This window comes from Sphingopyxis sp. P1IMeth2 (genome assembly GCF_900185685.1).
Classification (GTDB): domain Bacteria; phylum Pseudomonadota; class Alphaproteobacteria; order Sphingomonadales; family Sphingomonadaceae; genus Sphingopyxis; species Sphingopyxis terrae_A.
Map to the genome: position 1 here is coordinate 1 of NZ_FYAT01000005.1, position 14759 is coordinate 14759.

A 14759-nucleotide genomic window follows, 5' to 3' on the forward strand; every position below is an offset into this window, starting at 1 on the left:
GTTCGGAAAGCTCAAACAGCAACGACGCATCGCCACTCGATATGACAAAACCCTTCTCTCGTTCGAGAGCTTCCTAAACCTCGCCGCCACGCGGCTATGGCTGAAGTCTTTTGTCAACGCGGCCTAGACTGCTGGGTCAGGTCAGGGCGCCGGGGTGCGATTCGCGATCGCATCCTCGATCAGATCCTGCATGACCTGTTCGAGCTCGACGCCTTTCCGGTCGCCTCCGCTCGATATTTCGGTGGCGATCAAAGCGTAATAGCCGGTCTCGCGATCGATCCAGCCGGTCCAACCATAGGCACCCGGTGAGGAATTGATCTTGGACGTCGCGCAGGCCGAAGGCGTGTCGCATTCGACAAAGGAGCCGAGCGCATATTCCCAATTGCCCGCGCTCGCCGGCACGAAAACGCGCGGCAAGCCTGCGGTACGTTGCTGGGTGAAGCTTGTCATATCGGTAATAAAGCTGCCGCCAAGGAAGGCACGCAGAAGTTTCGCATAGTCGCGCGGCGTCGAATAGGCGCCGCCCGCGACCCACGGGTTGGTGGGAGCGCTTCCCGCAGGGTCATACCAGGTCGTGCTCGTCATCCCGAGCGGGGTCGTCACATGCTGCGCGAACAGTTCGTGAAAATTGCGCTGGCGTGCCGGTGACGTGCCGGGCGCAATGCTTATATCCTTTGCCTCCAGATAGGCAGCGGCGACCTGAAGGCCGTGCGGTCCATAGCTATATTGCGCGCCGGGCGCGTTGCCCGGGCGCAAAATATCATAGCGCAAATCGTGGATGCTCTTCGCGCAATTGTAGAGCGTCATGGCCGGAAGCAGCTGACAGCCGCCAACGAGCGGGCTCGCATTGAAGCCCGACGTCATCGACAGCGCATGCTTGAGTTGGACATCCTTCTTCGTTCCGATCGTGGTCCAGAAGGCAAGCGGCGGCCGCATCGGATCGTCGAGCGTCGCGATGCCAGCCTGCACCATGCGCATCCCCAGCGCGCCGGCGAACCATTTGGAGGCCGACGCAAGCGGGGTCACCCGATCGATACCAAAGCTGCCCTTCTCGTAAGCGAAGAGATAGTCGGGATCCGAAGCATTCCCGACGATGAAATAGCCGTTATCGACCTCGGTATCAGCGTCGATTGCCGACTGTAACGCGGTCCAGTCATAGGTATAACCGCCGACGGTGGCCGAAAGGCTGGCGGCCGCGGGCGCCGATGCCGCCGACGTCGACGCTTTAGCAGCGGGCGCCGCAGGCGGAAGCTGCACCATGGGACGCGCCTCGCCGCCGCCGTTGCCCCCGAACCCGCCCTGCGCCGCAAAGGCCGCAGCCCCAGCCATCGCCGCACCAGCGGCAAGCCACATCCATTTCGTTCTTCCAGCCATTTTCTCTCTCCCAGCTTCGTTGCACATCGTCGAAACGGAGGGCCTAGCGCGGCCGGACGGGCTAGGGCCTGGGCTGGCCGTTCCCGAAGTGAACATTGAGCAGATGGTCGAGCTGCGCCTTGCGAAAGCCGGCGACGACGCCAGACTCGGGCGCAAATTTTGCGAGACGGTCGCTTGCCGCATCGTAACGCGGCCAGTCGCGAACGAGTGCGCAGCCAGGAACGCCCGTCTTGGCGAAGCCAACCCAGCAGGCGGCGATGCCTTCGCCGAAGCGGCGATCCTCGTCACCGACGGCGCCGGCGACCGACGCGAAATAGTCGAGCGTCCCGAACAGATAGGGGATTTCAGACCCGTGCGCGGCGCCCTTGGCGCGGTCGCGCCGCGCCGCTGCGACATAGTCGAAATGATAGAGATACGAAGGCGCCCCTCCCGCCGTCCGGGCCGCGAGCCAGCGCGCCGGGGCGACGAACCAGGCGTCGCCCAACACCTGGCGCGCCAGTTCATCATCGGCCAGCCCCATGCCATAGGCGGCCCGGCCCGCCGCCTGGTCGCGCCCTAGATAGGCGAGCGCGGCGGATGGCGGCACGCCCATGGCAAGGATGACGCTCGCCTCGTTGCTGTTCGCGCCGACGAGGAGCGGAACGTCGATCGGCTCGCTACGCGCAAAGACGCGCCAAGGCGCTTCGCGTACCAGGTCGCCGTCGAGGATGGGGCCGGTCATCGCGCCCGGCGTCCGGACCTCGCCAGCGGCAACGAGCGCGGCGGCGGGCAGCGCGCGAAGCGCGTCGAGCGATGCTGAAGGCGGCGCACCTGCGCGCGCTGCCAACGCCGCGCCTAGCGCTTCTTGCTCGCCAAGCGGGCGCGGATCGAGGAGACCAACGCCCGACTGAACGATCGCCTTGGCGAACAGGCCTTTGGCTTCGGGCTGGGCAAGGATCGTCGTCACTCCGATCGCCCCGGCGGATTCGCCGAACAAGGTGATCTGGCGCGGATCGCCACCAAATGCGGCGATATTTTTCTTCACCCACCGCAGGGCGGCCAATTGGTCCATCAGGCCGTAATTGGCGAGCGCCTCGCCGCGCGGCTTGGCCGCGCTGAGCGCGGGATGGGCGAAATAACCGAGCGCGCCCAACCGATAGTTGATCGTCACCAAAACCACACCTTGCCGCGCGAAGGCGGTGCCGTCGAAAACCGGGAAGGTGCCCGAACCGACCACATGGGCGCCGCCATGGATCCAGACCATCACTGGCAGCTTTCGCGCCCCCGCCGGGCGCCAGATGTTCAGCTGGAGGCAATCCTCAGACTGATGCTCGGCTACCCCGCCCGCGACAAGTGCGGGGCGCACCGTCTGCGGACAAGCCGGGCCGAGTTTTGCGGCATCGCGGACGCCCCGCCAGCGCGGCGGTGCCTGCGGCGCCCGCCAGCGAAGAGCGCCGACCGGTGCGGCGGCGAAAGGAATATCAAGGAAGCGCTCGACGTCCCCCGTGCGCGCGCCCGCAAGGCGCCCCTGCGCGATTGTCGCCGCGGGGGCCGTCTCCGCCGCCGCGACAGACACCGATCCGGTCAGCATCGCGGCACCGAACAGTGCTGCCATCACCAAATGCCGCATTGCGCCCTCCTACCCTTCCCGACCAGCGGCTGGAGGCCGCGGACGGGAGCGCGACCTAGAAAGAAATGCGTCCTTCGACGCCGACGACGCGAGGCTGGCTGTACCGGTTGATCGTCGGCGCCTGCGCGACGAAATAAACCTTGTCGAAGACGTTGTTCGCGAACGCGCTGACGCTGATCTTGCCGAAGTCGACGCCGACCCGAAGATTGACGAGGACATAATCATCGAGGTCGACCGAGGTCGCTGTCAGCTCCTGTTTGCCGCCCCATTGACCACTGATCAGGACATTGCTGGTCAGCGCGACATCCTTGGTGACCGGGTAGCGCAGATTGAGGTTGGCCGAGGCGAGCCAGTCGGGAACCTGCGCAAGGTCCAGCCCGTCATAGCGGCCGCTCTTGACCTTGCCCTCTTGCCGCGAGCCACTCAAGGCGAGGCGGCCATTGCCTTCGCCGAGATCGAAGCCCTGGCTATATTCGGCCTCGATACCCCAGCTTTTCGCATCGCCTGCGTTGGTTAGATAGGCGACCGCGGCGATCGGGCACGCCGGATTGGTGAGCGCGCAGCCATCGTCGACCTGCGCGATCAGGTCTTCAAGCTCGGTGTAATAGCCCGCGATTGCGAAATAGCCGCGGCGGATCGGACTGCCCTTGATGCCGACTTCGTAAGACGTGCTGTTTTCGTTGCCGAACAGCACCTGCACAGGACTCGGCGCGCGCGGATCGGAGAGGCGCGTGTTGAACCCGCCGGCCCGATAGCTGCTGCCGACCTTGCCATAGGCGAGGATGTTCGACGTGAGCTTGTACGAGAGGGTCGCATTGTAGGAGAGATTGTCGGCGTTGATGCTGTCGTCGATGATCCGCGATGGCCCGCCGGTGGGCAGGCCAGTCCCCAAATCGTAAAGCCGCGCCGAGATGCTCCGGCTGTCGCGGGTATAGCGCAGTTCGCCGGTCAGGTTGAGGCTGTCGGTGATGTCGAAACCGAGCGAGCCATAGGCCGCATAGCTTTCGAAATGCAGCCGCGCGGGCGCGATATTGCCCGGCGACGGATTGGCGAGCGTCGGCGTGCGCGTCGTCGCCACCGAGAAATCGCTGTCGAGCAACAGCATTTCGGCGCCGACCAGCCATGTGAAGCGATCGCTCGCCCCGCTGACATGAATATCCTGCGAAAAATTGTCGGTCGTGTCGACGACGTAGGACGCGGTGCTGGCATCGAGCGGCGTGAGAGCGCCGATCTGCCCCGCGGCGCGCGCACGCGCCAGCTCGGCGGGGCTGATCGCGTCATTGTCGAGATCATATTCGGACGTGCGCTTGCGAAAGGAGGTTGTCGACGTCAGGTCGGCACCGCCCAGATCCACGCGGACGAGCGCCTGAAGGCCGTCCACGTCCTGGCTGGCGCGCGGCGCGGTGTTCCAGGGGTAGCGAAAGCGATCCTGCGTATAACCGCCGGGAAAGCCTGGCGTGCCCGCGGGAATGGATATCTGGTAATGGATCGTCGGCGTGGTCAGCCGCTGGGTCTCGGCCGTGATGATCGCGTCGACCGGCCCGCGCTTCAGCCGGATCTGGCCGCGCAGTCCGTGGCCCTTCTGCTGGTCGAAATAGACGTCGTTGTCGGGATTGTAGAAGAAGCCCTTGTCCTGCTCGACGAGATCGCCGCTGATGCGGATCGCCAGGCCATCGGCGAGCGGGACATTGATCGCGCCCTGCGTCTGGAAGCTGTTGTTCTCGAAGCCATAGCGCGCGCTCGCCCAGCCCGAGAGATCGAATTCGGGCTCGGCCGAGATGATATTGATCGCGCCGCCGACCGCGTTGCGGCCGTACAGCGCGCCCTGCGTCCCGCGCAGAACCTCGACGCGGCCGATGTCGAGCAGGTCGAGCCGCGTGAAGTTGCGACCGCCCACCGGACCGCCGGCGATATAGGCACCGTTGCGATAGAGCCCGACGCTCGGGTCGCCATTGGTGGCACGCGCGGTCGACGAAGCGCGGATCGAGATCTCCGACGTGACGGACGAGTTCAGATTGTTGAAGCGAACGCTTGGCTGATCGGCGAGGAGTTCGCCGCTGCCCGTGGCGCCGCCGCGATCGGTGAGCGACGTGATATCGATGACCGACGCCGCGGTCGGCACATCGGCCAGCCGCTCTTCGCGGCGGCGCGCCGTTACGACTATGGCGCCGTCATCATCCGCTTCAGCCGCGTCCGGAAGAGCTTCGGACGGTGCGTCTTGAGCGAAAGCAGGCGGAGCGACGGCTACCCAAATCGCGGCCGTGCAGAAAAGAAGGTTCGCTCTGCGTCCCATGGTCACTCTCCCCATCTTGTTATCGCAATTATTATCGATAATTTTGTGCAAAACCGTCGGCAAGTCAAGCCGGAAAGCGCAATGTCTTTGCAGGTGGTTCGCTGGTCTAAGAGACGACGGCGCTCAGCAGGTCGCGGACGCCCCGCGCCGTAGCGGCAAGGGGGTCAGGTGTGACCGTCGATAAATCGTCGGTCACAGCGTGGTGATGACGGTGTGCGCCAAAGATGCCGGCATGACGCACGTAGCCGGCCTTTATCACTTCCGAGAGTTCGCCCGCTGTGCCTTCCGCCGAAGGATAGGCCATTTCCAACCCCGGCTGGCCTTTGAATATCTCGCGCGCACACGTCACGAATTCGGGCGATGTCATGAGAAAACGATAGGGATCGGCGCTTGGCAGCGGCAGCAAGCGCCCCGGCATTTCCTGATAGTCACGTGCTGCCGCATTGGCGCCGAGATGAAACCAGAAAGCGGTCTCGCCGGGGGCTGGACCCACCTTGTCGGCGATATGGCTCGCACCGAGATTCTCATATTCATGCCCGCTGTTGCACAGGAAGAGCAGGCTGTGTTGCGGAAACGCTCGGGGCATCCAGCCGGCAAGCGCGAGCCACATCGCGATACCCGGCCCCCGCTCGCCGGCGCAATCGGTCCAGCCTGAACGCGGCGTAGAGACGACGAGCCAAGGGCGACCGGAGCGAACGCGTCGCCCGATTATATTCTGCGCTGCCCGAATCCCACCGCGCCCGCGAAGCGCTAATTTCGCCGCGGCACCGTGGCGCGCGGCTTCAATCACCGGGGCGGCGAGTCGCGGCGCGAGCAAGGCAAGTGGCTTGTCCGATACAGGATGACCGGCCGGGACATTGAGGAGCAAGGCCTCGCCCGTCGGCCCAGTCGTAATGAGAATGACCCCGTTCGCACCGCGCGCAAGCGCATCGGCGAGCGGCTCGCGCACTGCACGATCTACGAGGCTCGACCAGCGGCGGAAAGGCAGGCGCACGACGGCGATCGCGCCGTCGAGGCGTTCAGGGATTTCTGCGAGGCGCAGCGGCGCAGCGAGACCGGCCTCGCCGGTTTCGACGGCGAGCGGCTGTGCGACGAGCGGTATCGTGTGGTCGCCGAGCGTAAGTTCGCAATGCGACGCCTCGAACCAAGGCACGTCAAACGTCTGGCGATCCACTTCGAATCCGGCACTGAACAGCCGCTTCGCTGTCCAGTCGGCGGTCCAGCGATCGCCCGCGCCGCCCGACTGCTTGTTGCCGGCCTCGGCATAGCTTTGGACGTCGGCGAAGAGGCGTCCGGGGCCGAACATGGTCAAATCCAGGGATACAGCGGCAGCGGAGTCAACCTGCAATGCGATCGGCGCCGCGAGGCCCGCCTTAAGCAAGGTGCGGCGGTCGGTCGGGAGACGGCTCATGTCACTTTTGCGCGGCGGCGGCTGGGCTTAGGCTTTGCGTGGCGGGCCTTATATTCCTCGAGTGCGCGCCCAAAACTATTCTGAGTAACCCCGATCAGATCGCGCGCCACCGCATCGGCGGCATCGCCATCGCGCGCGACGATATGGCGGCAAAGCGCGTCGTAGAGGATGGCCGATCGCTTCGCCGCCTCGTTGCCATGCGTCTCGATATAGCTGTCAGTATAGACATTGTGCTGCCAGCGCGCGAGCAGCGCGACCCGATCGAGGAGCTCGAGCGCGAGCGGCGCATTGCTGCGTTTGGCGATAAAGCGACCGATGCGGTTCGAGACCTTGATATGCTCGAACGTATTGTCGGTGCGCTGGGTGACATCCTTATATTCGACAAGCCGGTGCATCAGTTCGCGCCCGTCGCGGTCGGTCATTTCGGCGGCCGCAAGGCGACAAACGACGCCGAACAGCGATTTCCACAGTTCATAGACCTCGTTCGCAGCATGCTCGTCGATATCGATCACATAGGTGCCGCGCCACGGCACGACCTTGACAAGCCCGATCCGCGCGAGATGCCGGAACGCCTCGCGCACCGGCGCATGGCTCACTCCGAAGCGCGCGGCGATTTCGCGCTCGCGCAGCCACGATCCGGGCGGAATCCGCCATTCGACGATGTCGTCGGTCAAAAGGCGCGCGATCACGCGGTCCTGCGTCGGCGCGCTGTCGTCGTCGGTCTTCGTCGCGGCCATGTCTCTCCGTTCGGCTTTCCCTGCTCGCGGCGCCATCCTAATCGGGCAGCGCACACGAGCAATCGATGATTGCGAATGAATTTATTATCGATAATATGGAGAATGACAAGCATCGGAAAATCGGAGTCGGATCTTGAAGCGCACCATCCTCTTTTTCGCAGCCGCGGTTGCGGCACAGCCAGCCGCGGCAGGCGAACCCGCCCCTCTTCCCGGCTGTGCCGAAGCGATCGCCTATTCTGAGGCTAATTCCGGCGTTGCGCTGCTGATACTTGAAGATGGCAAAGTGCGCTGCCGATCGGCAGACATCGCGACGCCGCAGGAACTCTGGTCGGGCACCAAGAGCCTTGTCGGGCTGATGGCGGCGGCGGGCGCACAGGATGGACTTCTAACCCTCGACGAGCGGGCATCGGAGACACTCGCTGAATGGAGGGGCGACCCCAAAAAGGAACAGATCACGCTTCGGCAATTGCTGTCGATGACGGGCGGCCAGGCATCGACCGTCGGCAGGGCCCAAGGGTATCTGGACTCGGTGAAGGCACCGCTCACGGCGGCGCCGGGCAGCAAATTCCAATATGGTCCCGCCCCGATGCAAATCTTTGGAGAGATCATGCGGCGCAAGCTCGTTGCCAAGGGCCAAGACGGCAACGCTCGCCATTATGTGGAGCGGCGCATTCTCACTCCGCTTGGGGTTACCATAGGCAGTTGGCGCAGCGGCCCCGATGGCGCACCGCTCATGCCGCAGGGCCTCGTGCTGGCAGCGTCCGAGTGGGCGAAGATCGGCGAGTTCGTCCGCGGCGGTGGGAAGCTCGACGGCAAGCCGCTTGTCGATGAACTGGCGTTCGCCGAGCTGTTCAAGGGTAGCCAGGCCAATCCGGCCTACGGTCTCACCTGGTGGTTGCCCCGTAGCACGCCGGCTGTCGATATTGTTACCCGGTCCACCGATATCACCAGTCATGCCAACGAACTCCCGGCGGATATGGTCGTCGCCGCCGGCGCGGGCGATCAACGCCTCTATATCATTCCGTCGCTTCGGCTTACAATCGTTAGGCAGGCGAAACTCGATCTGGCGGCTTTGGCGGCGGGGGAAAAAGGCGATTGGTCCGATTGGCGGTTCCTGTCACTGTTGCTGAAAGCGGCGAGTGACTAATTTGAAACGCGGCCGAAAACATGTCGGGGCCGATCGAACCTAGGCCGTGCCGCTGCAATATGATCATTGAGAATTGCTGGCCGAATGGAAACGCGGCACGTGGAGTTTGCCGCTGGACCAAAATGATGACGGTTATTGACAGCCCGCGCGGCAATCATACCCGAGGGGCGGAACCTTGCACGCGACGCCGCAGTGGGGCGAAGAAGGATGCAGCATGTTACGGGGATTGATGCAGGACGCGCCGCTGCTGATCAGCGGAATATTGGAATATGCCGCGCGCGCGCACGGCGAGAGGGAGATCGTCTCGAAGGCTGTCGATGAGCCGGTTTGGCGGTATGACTGGCACCGCTGCGATCAGCGTGCGCGTCAGGCTGCGCAGGCCCTTGGTGTCCTCGGGATTGCAACGGGCGACCGCGTCTCGTCGCTCGCCTGGAACACGCACCGCCACCTCGAACTCTTCTATGCGGCGCCGGGCATGGGCGCTGTATTGCACACTGCCAACCCGCGTCTCAGCGACGAGCAAATCGCCTTTACTATCGCTCATGCAGGCAGCCGCATTCTCTTCTTCGAGCCCAATCTAGCCGAGCTCGTCGCACGGCTGCGCCCTCTCCTTCCAGGTATCGAGCGTTATGTCCTTCTCGCGGATCGCGGAGCGACCGCGCCAGATGTTGCTGACGCGTTGAACTATGAAGCGTTGCTGGCACGCCAGGACGGGGCCCTCACCTGGCCGAGCTTCGATGAAAAGGCAGCCGCATTTCTTTGCTACACTTCGGGGACGACGGGCGACCCCAAGGGCGTCCTATACAGCCACCGATCAATCGTTCTCCACGGGATGGCGGCCGGTCTGAGCAGTGCCTTCGGGTTCAGCGCTTTTGATGTCATCATGCCCTGCTCGTCCATGTATCATGCGACGGCATGGGGACTTCCGTTCACGGCAGCGATTAACGGCTGCAAGCTAGTGCTTCCTTGCGACAGGATGGACGGTGCCAGTCTCGCCGATCTGATCAACGAAGAGGGCGTCACCTTTTCGGGCGGTGTGCCCACGATCTGGACCATGTACCTCGCTCATCTCGACACCACGGGGACGGGGGTCGGCAATCTCAAGCGCCTCGTGATTGGCGGCTCGGCCGTCCCGCGGGCGATGGCCGAGACATTCCGCGCCAAATATGGTGTCACTGTGCTCCAGCTCTGGGGCATGACCGAAACCAATCCTCTCGGCGTGATTTCGACGCCCTCCCCGCTCCTGATGGCCGAAGGCGAGGATTTCGCGAACGATCTCCTGCTGACGAAGCAGGGTCGCATGCAATTTGGCATCGAACTGCGCATTATCGACGGCGATGGCACGCCGCTCCCCTGGGACGGTGAGCAGGCGGGTGCGCTCCAGGTCCGCGGACCGTGGGTCGTCGATCGCTATTTCCCCGATTTTGAGGGCGCCGGGAGCGATGGCTGGTTCGACACCGGGGACATAGGTACGATCGATCGCTTCGGCTTTCTCCGGCTGACCGACCGCGCGAAAGACGTGATCAAGTCCGGGGGCGAATGGATCAGCTCGATTGATATCGAGAATGCGGCGGTTGGGTACCCCGGCGTCCGGGTCGCCGCGGTCGTTGGCGTATATCATCCAAAATGGGAAGAGCGACCCCTTCTCGTGATTGAAACGCATGAAGGTCAAGCCGTCACAGCCGACGCAATTCGCGCGCATCTGGAGACGAAGGTTGTTCGTTGGTGGCTGCCGGACGACATCCTGTTCGCGACAGTACCGCTCACTGCAACGGGAAAGATCGACAAAAAGGCCTTACGCGAAGCGTATCGTAACCAACTCGCCTAGATGAGATCACACTGCGTCCATTCCCTGCGAACGGCAGCGATCCTTTCAGGCAGGCAAAGTTCAGCGGGCCTCGTGGGTCTTGCATAAGCCCGGGCAATCTCGCGGGGGCGGGCTATACAATGCAAAGCGCTCTACGCTTGCAGCGCGGACAAGGTATGGCCAAGATGAGGCATGACGTCGACCCAAAAAACCAAAGAACAAGCTTCCGGACGAACAGGGAGGCCTACTCGACAAGCCTCGCAAGCACTTTCGAGGAAAATTCTCCGTGTCGCCCGCGATGTCTTCTTTGCCGACGGATTCGGTCGTTCAACGGCGGAACGGATTGCTGCAAAAGCAGGCATCTCCAAGCGCACTTTGTACGCCCGTTACGGGAGCAAAAAGCTGCTTTTCGAGGCGGTAATACTCAGGGAAATCGAGGATCGGCTCTCCTTCCTCGAACAGCACGTTCCCGAACATGGCGACGTTCGGCCCGAGCTTGAAGAGCTGTCCGATGAACTGCTATCCTGGATGCTTACCGACATTCATGTCGCGTTGGAACGCGTTGTAATGGCTGAGGCTGCACGTTTTCCCGCTTTAGCGCGAAACCTTTACGAATTCGGCGTAGGACGCACGACGAGATTGGTGGCAGAGGTTTTGCGCAAAGCCGAGGAGAGGGGAGAAATCAGGGTGTCAGACGCGAATTTTGCTGCGGAGCAGTTTATATCCAGCGTCATTTTGTCACCTTTTCGTCGGGCCGCTCTTGGAGTGGGAGTGACCAGTCACAATGAAACCTCTTCAGCCCGAATGAGGCAAGCTGTGGATCTATTTGTGTACGGCTGCCGCCCCTCCCAGAAGGGGAGCCATCCATAACATTCCCGCTTCATCTCGGGCTGGGCAGTTGTCACGACTAGGTGTTTAGTCCCAGCATGTGATGGTGTAAGCTTGTCATCGTCACAGCGGGAGGGATTATGGGCCAGCTTCTACACGGCAGCGCCAAGACCACGCACGCCGTTCGAGCGGAGCTACAGCGATCGCAAGCTCCGGTCGCGCAGCTCGCGAAGCGGTACGGGATCAACGAGAAGACGGTGATCAAGTGGCGCAGCCGGCCGTCGGTCGAGGACATGCCGGTGGGGCCGAAGGAACGGCGCAGCACCGTGCTGTCGCCGATGGAAGAAGCCGCGATCGTGGCGCTCAGGGTGCAGGCCCGGCTGCCGCTCGATGACGTCTTCATCGCGTTGAAGGACGTGATCCCGAACCTGACGCGCTCGTCGCTTCACCGCTGCCTGCAGCGGCACGGGATCAGCCGATTGCCGAAGGCGGATCGCGAGAAGCCGAAGAAGTTCAAGAAGTACGAGATCGGCTATTTCCACATCGATATCGCCGAACTGCGCTACGAAGGCGGCAAAGGATTCCTCTATGTCGCGGTGGACCGCACCTCGAAGCTGGTGTTCGCCCGCATCTATCGACGGGCGACCAAGCTCGCCGCGGCAGCCTTCCTGCGCGTGCTGATCAAGACGGTTCCCTACAGGATCCACACCATCCTGACCGACAACGGCGTGCAGTTCGTGCAGCGTGACCAGGGCGGCACACTGGGATGGATCGGCCATATCTTCGGCCGTGTCTGCGAGCAGAACGGCATCGAGCATCGCCTCACCGTAACCGGTGTTTCCCTGCCACCTTGCGGGAGTGAAGCGTGGCGTCGATTTTCGCTAGCCCGATCAGGCTGGAGGATGCTGATGCTATGATGATGACATGTGATGATGCTGGCACCAGCGTGGTTCGGCGTTTTGAGGTTTTCACAGGTGCGGGCCAGCGTCGGGAGTGGTCGCCTGAGGTAAAGGCGTCGATCGTCGCGGAGAGCTATTCGGGTCAGGAGACGGCCTGCGCGGTGGCGCGCCGTCATGGGCTTGCTCCGTCGCAACTATTCGCTTGGCGCCGGGATCTGCGCAAGAAGCTGGAGGACCAAGGGCTGACGCTTCCAGCGACGCCTGCGTTCGTGCCGGCGGTGATCGAACCGCTCCCTTCGGGTGATCCAGCCCCTGTCGCCAGGCGCGGCCGTCGCCGTCGGCGTCCCACAGTCAGTGCTGTCGAGCTGGAGATTGACGGCGTGGCGGTGAAGATCGGACGCGGGGCCGATGCGGCTGTGATCGCAGCGGTGATTGAAGCACTCAAGGCAACGCGATGATCGGACCTGGCGCTGGCGCGCGCGTGATGGTGGCGACGCGTCCGGTGGATTTTCGCAAGGGACCTGACGCCCTGGCCGCGCTGGTCGGCGCCGAGTATGGCGGCGACCCATATTCAGGCGTGATCTACGTGTTCCGGGCAAAGCGTGCTGACCGGATCAAGCTGGTCTGGTGGGACGGCACTGGCCTGTGCCTGATGGCCAAGAAGCTGGAGTCCGGCGGCTTCCGGTGGCCGGGCATCCAGGACGGCGTGATGCGTGTGACCTCAGCGCAACTCGGCGCGCTTCTGGAGGGTCTGGATTGGCGCCGGGTGCATGGCGGGCGCCGCCCGCAGGCCCCGCAGATTGCCTGTTGACGGGGCGTTCCCAGACTGATTCACTGCTCCCATGCTCATGGAAGCGGACCTGCCGGACGATGTTGACGCGTTACGCGCGCTCGTCCTCGAACAGGCCCGCAAGCTCGAGAGTGCCGACGCGGAAGCCGAACGCCTGAGGGCGATCATCGAGGCTTTTCGGCGTCATCGGTTCGGCCGCCGTTCCGAGCAGCTCGATCAGGATCAGTTGCAGCTGGGCCTTGAGGATGCCGAGACGGCGCTCGCGGAAGCCGAGGCCGCCAGCGAAGCGAAGGCCGGACGGCCTCGCAGTGATCCTGTGCGCAAGACCAACCGCGGTTCGCTGCCCGCGCATCTCGAGCGGATCGAACAGATCGTTGACGTCGAGAGCAATGCTTGCCCCTGCTGCGGCGGCGCCCTCCACCAGGTCGGCGAGGATGTCGCCGAGCGCCTCGATGTGGTGCCGACCACCTTCCGCGTCGTGGTCACCCGGCGGCCGCGTTATGGCTGCCGTTCGTGCGAGAGCGCGATCGTGCAGGCTCCGGCGCCAGCGCGGATCATCGAGGGCGGTACTCCCACCGAGGCACTGATCGCCCAGGTGCTGGTATCCAAGTATGCCGATCACCTGCCGCTTTACCGGCAGGCCCAGATATACGCCCGGCAGGGCATCCGGCTCGACCGATCCACTTTGGCCGACTGGGTCGGGCGAGCGGCCTGGTATCTGCGCCCCTTGCGTGACCACATTCTCGACGAGCTACGACGATCCGAGCGGCTGTTCGCCGACGAGACGACCGCCCCGGTGCTCGATCCCGGACGCGGGCGGACCAAGACCGGCCAGCTCTGGGCCTATGCCCGCGACGACCGACCATGGGGCGGCTGCGATCCGCCGATCGTCGCCTATGTCTATGCGCCAGATCGCAAGGCCGAGCGTCCCCAGTTCCATCTTGGTGATTTTGCGGGCATCCTACAGGTCGATGGCTATGGCGGCTACGCCGCGCTCCCCCGGCGGCGCCAGCAGATCAGGCTCGCTTTCTGCTGGGCGCATGTGCGTCGCAAATTCTACGAACTGGCTGATACATCCCCGGTCGCTACCGAGGTGCTGCGCCGCATCGCCTTGCTTTACGCCTTCGAGGACGATGTGCGCGGCCTCTCGGCCGAGCAGCGTCGTGCCGCTCGGGCCGGACGCAGCCGCGTCATCATCGACGATCTTCACCAATATCTTGCCGCCCGTGGCCGCCAGGTCAGCGCCAAGAGCAAGCTCGGCGAAGCGATCCGCTACGCACTCACCCGCTGGGACGGCCTCTCACGCTTCATCGATGACGGTCGCATCGACCTCGACTCCAATACCGTCGAACGATCGATCAGGCCGCTGGCTCGCAATCGCAAAAATGCCCTGTTTGCCGGTTCCGACGAGGGCGGCGACAACTGGGCGGTGATCGCCACGCTCATCGAATGTTGCAAGCTCAGCACCATCAACCCCCACCAATGGCTGACCGAAACCCTCACCAGCCTCGCCAACGGTTATCCCGCCAACAGCGTCGGTGATCTCATGCCATGGACCGTCGTAGCCTGAAAACACCGGTTACGCCTCACCAAACCCTATCACCCATGGACCAACGGTCAGGCCGAAAGGATGGTGCGCACCATCAAGGAGGCCACCGTCAAATCTTTCCATTACACGTCGATCAACGAGCTGCGCCGCCATGTCCGCGACTGGTTGGTCGCTTACAACTTTGCCAAGCAGTTGAAGGCACTGCGCTTCAAGACACCCTATGAGGCCATCGAAGAACTCTGGAAATCCAAGCCGGATATCTTCAATATGGAGCCACACCATCACATGCTGGGACTAAACACCTAAGTTTCCATT

11 protein-coding genes and 2 pseudogenes are annotated in these 14759 nt (G+C 63.4%); 8 read left to right on the forward strand and 5 right to left on the reverse strand.

What is annotated here, in order from left to right:
• Positions 1-141: 141 nt before the first annotated feature.
• The 5 genes from P1IM2_RS05785 to P1IM2_RS05805 all read right to left on the reverse strand — a co-directional run bounded on the left by P1IM2_RS05785 (position 142) and on the right by P1IM2_RS05805 (position 7424).
• Entirely contained in the window at positions 142-1374 is a 1233-nt protein-coding gene (locus tag P1IM2_RS05785) for a serine hydrolase domain-containing protein (RefSeq protein ID WP_136173728.1), read from the reverse strand.
• Between the two features lie 61 nt (positions 1375-1435).
• Positions 1436-2983, reverse strand: coding sequence for a carboxylesterase/lipase family protein (locus P1IM2_RS05790; protein ID WP_082665267.1), 1548 nt, complete (start codon positions 2981-2983; stop codon positions 1436-1438).
• Between the two features lie 55 nt (positions 2984-3038).
• The gene (locus P1IM2_RS05795; protein WP_054588694.1) at positions 3039-5276 is read right to left on the reverse strand and encodes a TonB-dependent receptor; all 2238 of its coding nucleotides are present in this window, start codon (positions 5274-5276) and stop codon (positions 3039-3041) included.
• Between the two features lie 106 nt (positions 5277-5382).
• Positions 5383-6687, reverse strand: coding sequence for a hypothetical protein (locus P1IM2_RS05800; RefSeq protein ID WP_095385523.1), 1305 nt, complete (start codon positions 6685-6687; stop codon positions 5383-5385).
• Complete coding sequence (locus P1IM2_RS05805; RefSeq protein ID WP_052208263.1) at positions 6684-7424, reverse strand: GntR family transcriptional regulator; 741 nt, start codon at positions 7422-7424, stop codon at positions 6684-6686. Before P1IM2_RS05805 ends, P1IM2_RS05800 begins: the two co-directional genes overlap by 4 nt.
• A 133-nt stretch (positions 7425-7557) precedes the next feature.
• Between P1IM2_RS05805 and P1IM2_RS05810 the strand changes: the two genes are divergently transcribed.
• The 8 genes and pseudogenes from P1IM2_RS05810 to P1IM2_RS05845 all read left to right on the forward strand — a co-directional run.
• The gene (locus P1IM2_RS05810; RefSeq protein ID WP_052208266.1) at positions 7558-8571 is read left to right on the forward strand and encodes a serine hydrolase domain-containing protein; all 1014 of its coding nucleotides are present in this window, start codon (positions 7558-7560) and stop codon (positions 8569-8571) included.
• Positions 8572-8746: 175 nt separating this feature from the next.
• A complete protein-coding gene (locus P1IM2_RS05815) occupies positions 8747-10399 on the forward strand; it encodes a long-chain fatty acid--CoA ligase (RefSeq protein ID WP_313906803.1) in 1653 nt (550 codons plus the stop codon).
• Positions 10400-10570: 171 nt separating this feature from the next.
• Entirely contained in the window at positions 10571-11248 is a 678-nt protein-coding gene (locus P1IM2_RS05820; RefSeq protein WP_039575391.1) for a TetR/AcrR family transcriptional regulator, read from the forward strand.
• 98 nt (positions 11249-11346) lie between these two features.
• A pseudogene (locus P1IM2_RS05825) lies at positions 11347-12033 on the forward strand (DDE-type integrase/transposase/recombinase); the annotation flags it as partial.
• Positions 12034-12119: 86 nt separating this feature from the next.
• Positions 12120-12563, forward strand: a complete 444-nt coding sequence (gene tnpA, locus P1IM2_RS05830; protein WP_052208271.1) for an IS66-like element accessory protein TnpA — start codon at positions 12120-12122, stop codon at positions 12561-12563.
• Entirely contained in the window at positions 12560-12916 is a 357-nt protein-coding gene (tnpB, locus tag P1IM2_RS05835) for an IS66 family insertion sequence element accessory protein TnpB (RefSeq protein WP_039575394.1), read from the forward strand. Before tnpA ends, tnpB begins: the two co-directional genes overlap by 4 nt.
• A gap of 31 nt (positions 12917-12947) precedes the next feature.
• Positions 12948-14465, forward strand: coding sequence for an IS66 family transposase (gene tnpC, locus P1IM2_RS05840; protein ID WP_186401783.1), 1518 nt, complete (start codon positions 12948-12950; stop codon positions 14463-14465).
• Between the two features lie 12 nt (positions 14466-14477).
• A pseudogene (locus tag P1IM2_RS05845) lies at positions 14478-14750 on the forward strand (integrase core domain-containing protein); the annotation flags it as partial.
• Between the last annotated feature and the right edge of the window lie 9 nt (positions 14751-14759).

Coding starts and splice junctions, on each gene's coding strand:
- P1IM2_RS05800 (WP_095385523.1), bottom strand. CDS start 6,687: ATGAGCCGTCTCCCGACCGACCGCCGCACCTTGCTTAAGGCGGGCCTC.
- P1IM2_RS05790 (WP_082665267.1), bottom strand. CDS start 2,983: ATGCGGCATTTGGTGATGGCAGCACTGTTCGGTGCCGCGATGCTGACC.
- P1IM2_RS05805 (WP_052208263.1), bottom strand. CDS start 7,424: ATGGCCGCGACGAAGACCGACGACGACAGCGCGCCGACGCAGGACCGC.
- tnpB (WP_039575394.1), top strand. CDS start 12,560: ATGATCGGACCTGGCGCTGGCGCGCGCGTGATGGTGGCGACGCGTCCG.
- P1IM2_RS05820 (WP_039575391.1), top strand. CDS start 10,571: ATGACGTCGACCCAAAAAACCAAAGAACAAGCTTCCGGACGAACAGGG.
- P1IM2_RS05795 (WP_054588694.1), bottom strand. CDS start 5,276: ATGGGACGCAGAGCGAACCTTCTTTTCTGCACGGCCGCGATTTGGGTA.
- tnpA (WP_052208271.1), top strand. CDS start 12,120: ATGATGATGACATGTGATGATGCTGGCACCAGCGTGGTTCGGCGTTTT.
- tnpC (WP_186401783.1), top strand. CDS start 12,948: ATGCTCATGGAAGCGGACCTGCCGGACGATGTTGACGCGTTACGCGCG.
- P1IM2_RS05785 (WP_136173728.1), bottom strand. CDS start 1,374: ATGGCTGGAAGAACGAAATGGATGTGGCTTGCCGCTGGTGCGGCGATG.